This is a genomic window from Ferruginibacter sp. (assembly GCF_031430955.1).
Classification (GTDB): Bacteria; Bacteroidota; Bacteroidia; order Chitinophagales; family Chitinophagaceae; genus Ferruginibacter.
The window spans coordinates 1-4558 of the sequence record NZ_JANPCM010000526.1 but is presented as its reverse complement, the minus strand read 5'-3'; the positions used below and the strand labels follow the sequence as shown (position 1 = coordinate 4558).

Sequence of the window (4558 nt, the reverse complement as noted above, 5' to 3'; positions counted from 1 at the left end):
CGATTTCTGCAAAAAAATACAAATCATCAGTATCGCTTAATTCTTTTGCAACCTGTTGTTCGTTAAAATAATCTTCCAAAAAAATATCCATATCATCAGGTGTACAGGTACCTGTGAAAGTATCGTAAAAAGTTTTTTTAGAAATGGCAGATAAAGCAACTGTATCAGCAGGCTTTAATCGTCTTATATTTATTTCCATATTTCAATAGCAAGGTCAGACGGGGACGCCAGACCATGTTTTACCAATTTAATTCTAATAAATTATTTTTTCGTTCCACATCAGCCATTCTTTTTGTGGGATCAATTTCCACCACTTTTATATCCGTAAGCCGTTGTTTAATTTCAACAATATAAGTGGGGTGCGTCCATTTCCATTCTTCATGCACTGTTCTTTTTTGTTTTGCATTTTCATTGGGTTTATCGCCAAACATTAAGTTAAGCGGCACGTAATGCATTTCGGTACTGCCATCTTTAAATGTTAATTGCAAATCAACTGGCATCGGCATTTGTCCAATTCTTCTTAATCTTATTTTTGAAACGCCGCCTTCTTCCCACAAACTATCTATGGAATAATTAATAGTTTTTGTGGTGTTGCAAAAATATTCTTTGTACCAGTCTAATTTTATATTGCTGATTTTTTCTGCCACCTGAAGCAGATCGTTACTGTTAGGATGTTTAAACCGCCATTGTTTATAATACTCCAGCAACATTTTATCTCTTACATCTGCACCAATAATATAACCCAGTTGCTCCATAAAAACTTCGCCTTTTGCATAAGCAGCGGTGCTGTATGCGTAGTTGGTATTAAAATGATCGGCATGCGTTGTAAGCGGTTCTTCAAAACCACTTTTGACAAGTAAAAAATATCCTGCATAGCCATCGCTGTGATCTTCGGGTAGCGATGGCAGTAAATCCTGCAACACTTTATTAGTGGGGTTTCTTTTTAAGTTTTCCTTTATACCATCTAACGAAGATTTGCCGGTATAAAATTTTGAAACGATATCTTCTGCATAACTGGTAAAGCCTTCATCCATCCATGCATACATACCTTCGTTTGTGCCCAGCATCATCTGGTACCAGCTGTGCATCCATTCATGAAAAACAGTACCTAAACCCGGTCCGTTCAGTAATGTAGCCATTGGGTATTCCATGCCGCCATCGCCACCCTGTATAAAAGAATATTGCGGATAAGGATATTTTCCAAACTTACTTTCTATAAAAGGCAAAACAGCTACTGCAGCATCTGCAACAGTGTTCCATGCAGAATCATTTTTTGTATCGTTCTCTTTATAATTATAAATTATATGCAATGCAGTAGCGCCAACTTTACGTACAATATGTTTGTACTCCGGATCGGCAGCCCAAACAAAATCATGCACATTATTACCCACAAAATGCCAGCTTCGTTTTTCTTTTGTGGCAGGTTTTAATTCGGTATTAGGTGCATCGTAACCCCAGCCAATTTCATTTGCATTAACCAATATGCCAGTGCCACCCAACTTATAATTTTTATCTATGCTGATGGTTACATCAAAATCTCCCCACACACCTTAAAATTCTCTTGCCACATAAATTGTTGGATGCCATCCTTCGTAATCGTACTCACATAATTTTGGATACCACTGGCTCATACTGTATCTAACACCAGTTGTGGGATTATCTCTTCCACTTCTTCTAATTTGTAATGGCACCTGTGCTTCAAAATCCATATCAATAACCACTTTAGTTTTTGGTAAAATAGGTTTAGTAAGATTTACTTCCAGAATTGTTTCGTGATATTTGAATGGTTGTGGCACACCATTTATTTTCAAACTAATTATTTTTTGATAACCGATTTCATTTTCTTTTAATTTAGAAATACGGTCTTTAACCCTGTCGTCCCAATCCTGCCTTCCTCTTGTAATTTGTTTCCCCAATTCCTGGCTCCTTATATCCATGCTGCTGCCGGGCTGAAAAGCGTTGAAATACAAATGATAAAATAATTTGTTTAAAACATCAGGAGAATTGTTAGTGTACTCTAATTTTTGTTTGCCTTTAAATTGACTGGTGTTTACATCCATATCAATATTTATGTTGTACTTAACACGTTGCTGCCAGCGGTCGGGTTGTGCAGATGCAAAAGCAGGTATTAAAAAAATAATCAGTAAAGAAACTCTTATCATATAAATGTTTTAAAACTTAATTTAAAAATGATTGTAAAATATTTTTTGTTTTTTGATCAATTAAAAATTACTCGTACTGCTTCATTAATTTTTCGTTGAATTTAATTATTAACTTAAACAGATCTTCATGTTCGTTTAAAGGCAAAGTTGGGGCTTTATCAAATACATCATGATACGCTTTTATGCCACCCAATGTATAAAAGAAAAAAGCAGGCACCCCTTTTTCGGTAAAAAAATAATGATCGCTGTTGGCAGCTTTTCCTCTTGCATTAATTTTTACTAAATATTTATTTTCGTCATTAACTGCATTCATCATGCCAAACTCTTTCGGAAATTCGGTGGCATTAACTACGGTAATGCCTTCTTCGCCTGTGCCTGCTAAATCTGTGTTTATTAAAAAGCGGATATTTTTTAAAGGCACTAAAGGGTTTTCAGTAAAATATTTACTGCCAATTAAGCCAGCTTCTTCACCTGCAAAACAAATAAAACCAATAGAATATTTTTGCGGATGCTTTGCATAATATTGTGCAAGATTGAGCAATAATGAAATACCGCTTGCATTATCATTTGCACCGGGAAAATAAGTGTCTTTTCCCATGCCACCCAAATGATCGTAATGCGCTGTGATAAAAATTATGGAATCGGGTTTTACCGTTCCTTTTACTAACCCACAAACATTAGCCGCTTTAAAATTATTTATAAATTTATTATCAATATTAACTTTAAAAGAGGCTGGTGATTTATCCAGCGCTTTTTTATCTACAAGAATTAAAGAATAATCTGCAGCTTCGGGGGCAACACTCCAGGTTAGTTTATCCTGCATTTTTATTATTACCATTTCTTTTCGGTTAATAAACTGAATGCTGTCTAGCTGGTCTAAATCGCCACTGCCTTTTACACCTTTAGTTTCAGGACTTACAATAAAATCTTTGCCGGGCTCTAAATCTTTGCCATTAATATTCACTTGCATTTTACCAGGAAAAGTATTTACCGGATAACTAAATGACTGAAAATAATTTTTGCTGTTTATCGGCTCAAGGCCATAATTTTTAAATTCATTAGAAAGAAAATCTGCTGCCTTTTTCATCCCATCATTGGTATAGCCCCTGCCCCAAAAATATGGCGAGGTTAGTGTATCCACTATTTTTTTACCAAAGGAAATATTTTGTGAAAAGGCCACTGACGAAAAGGCCAACAGCAATAAAACCAACAATCTTCTCATGCTTATTTTTTATGAAAAGTAAATGTCGGAAAAACTATGCAGTAAAAAAATTGAAATGTGTTAAACGTAAGCTATCATATTAGATAGTTTTTTCTTCTTTCCAAAACTCCCGGCGTATGCCAGTTAGTAAATCGCTGTTGCAAACAGTGCCCTCCTTACTATGTAATGCTTTAAGCGATGCAAACTGCATAATGTTTAAAATAGCCGCACCACTCAATTCGTAATTTTGTGCTATTGCATTTAAATTAATATCGGCTGCCATTTGTAAATTTTGCGGTAAAGATTTTTGCCATATCATTAACCTTTCGCTTGCATTAGGCATAGGAAAATGCACCATGGCATGAAAGCGGCGGGTAAATGCTTTATCCAAATTACTTTTAAAATTAGATGCCAGTATTAACAGCCCCGGAAAATCTTCTACACGTTGTAATAAATAAGATACTTCCTGGTTGGCAAACCTGTCGTGAGAACTGCTTACGTTGGTACGTTTACCAAACAATGCATCTGCTTCATCAAAAAATAAAATCCAGTCTTTGTTTTCGGCTTTGCTAAAAACTTTTTCTAAATTTTTTTCTGTTTCGCCAATGTATTTTGAAACTACCTGCGACAAATCTACCCGGTACACTTCTTTATTAAATTCTTTGCCCAATAAAGAAACAGTTAATGTTTTACCTGTGCCCGGCGGGCCATAAAATAAGGCACGGTAACCGGGTTTTATTTTTCGGGAAAGATTTTTATCTTTTAATAAATCCTGGTTATGCGACAACCATATTTTAATATGATCAATTTCGTCTTTGGTTTGTGGCGTTAGTATTACATCATCCCACGTCATTTGTGCGGTAAGTTTTTTTGCAGGAAATTCCGGACTAAATTTTGGTGAAGATTCTTTATTAAATAAAAATTTATCTACCCATTCGGTTGCCAGTAATATTTTTCCACTCATTAGCGGCTCGCCATCTTTTACATGCTCCAGCCAAAGAATGTTTTGTTTGTAAAAAAAATGACCGGCGCTAAAGAGTTGTTGCATTTGCAAGCGGCGATGCATATCGTTACCTGCTAAAATAAACAATACTGTTTCGCCTGTTGGCAAAATTGTTCTTTGATTAGTGGCTTTTACTGCGTAAACGCTGCAAAATCGCCACCCTGCGGTAAAAACTCCTGTATGATATTTTCG

At 35.6% G+C, this 4558-nt stretch carries 5 protein-coding genes; all 5 read right to left on the bottom strand.

Translation table 11 applies throughout. The annotated features are described in order from the left end of the window. Nucleotides 1–199: hypothetical protein (locus ACY65O_RS14810; RefSeq protein ID WP_462221635.1), on the bottom strand; the 199-nt coding region annotated here is incomplete at its 3' end. 40 nt (nucleotides 200–239) lie between these two features. After that, complete coding sequence (locus ACY65O_RS14805) at nucleotides 240–1547, bottom strand: M1 family aminopeptidase (protein WP_462221634.1); 1308 nt, start codon at nucleotides 1545–1547, stop codon at nucleotides 240–242. A 3-nt stretch (nucleotides 1548–1550) separates the two neighbouring features. Further along, nucleotides 1551–2162: a hypothetical protein gene (locus ACY65O_RS14800; protein WP_462221633.1), complete on the bottom strand. Its 612-nt coding sequence runs from the start codon at nucleotides 2160–2162 to the stop codon at nucleotides 1551–1553. A 67-nt stretch (nucleotides 2163–2229) separates the two neighbouring features. Further along, nucleotides 2230–3384, bottom strand: coding sequence for a M28 family metallopeptidase (locus tag ACY65O_RS14795; protein ID WP_462221632.1), 1155 nt, complete (start codon nucleotides 3382–3384; stop codon nucleotides 2230–2232). Between the two features lie 79 nt (nucleotides 3385–3463). After that, on the bottom strand, nucleotides 3464–4558 hold a 1095-nt coding region (locus ACY65O_RS14790; RefSeq protein WP_462221631.1), incomplete at its 5' end, for an ATP-binding protein.

What these genes read in the sequence shown, in the direction of transcription:
- ACY65O_RS14800 (WP_462221633.1), bottom strand. Translation starts at nt 2,162, where the DNA reads ATGATAAGAGTTTCTTTACTGATTATTTTTTTAATACCTGCTTTTGCA.
- ACY65O_RS14795 (WP_462221632.1), bottom strand. Translation starts at nt 3,384, where the DNA reads ATGAGAAGATTGTTGGTTTTATTGCTGTTGGCCTTTTCGTCAGTGGCC.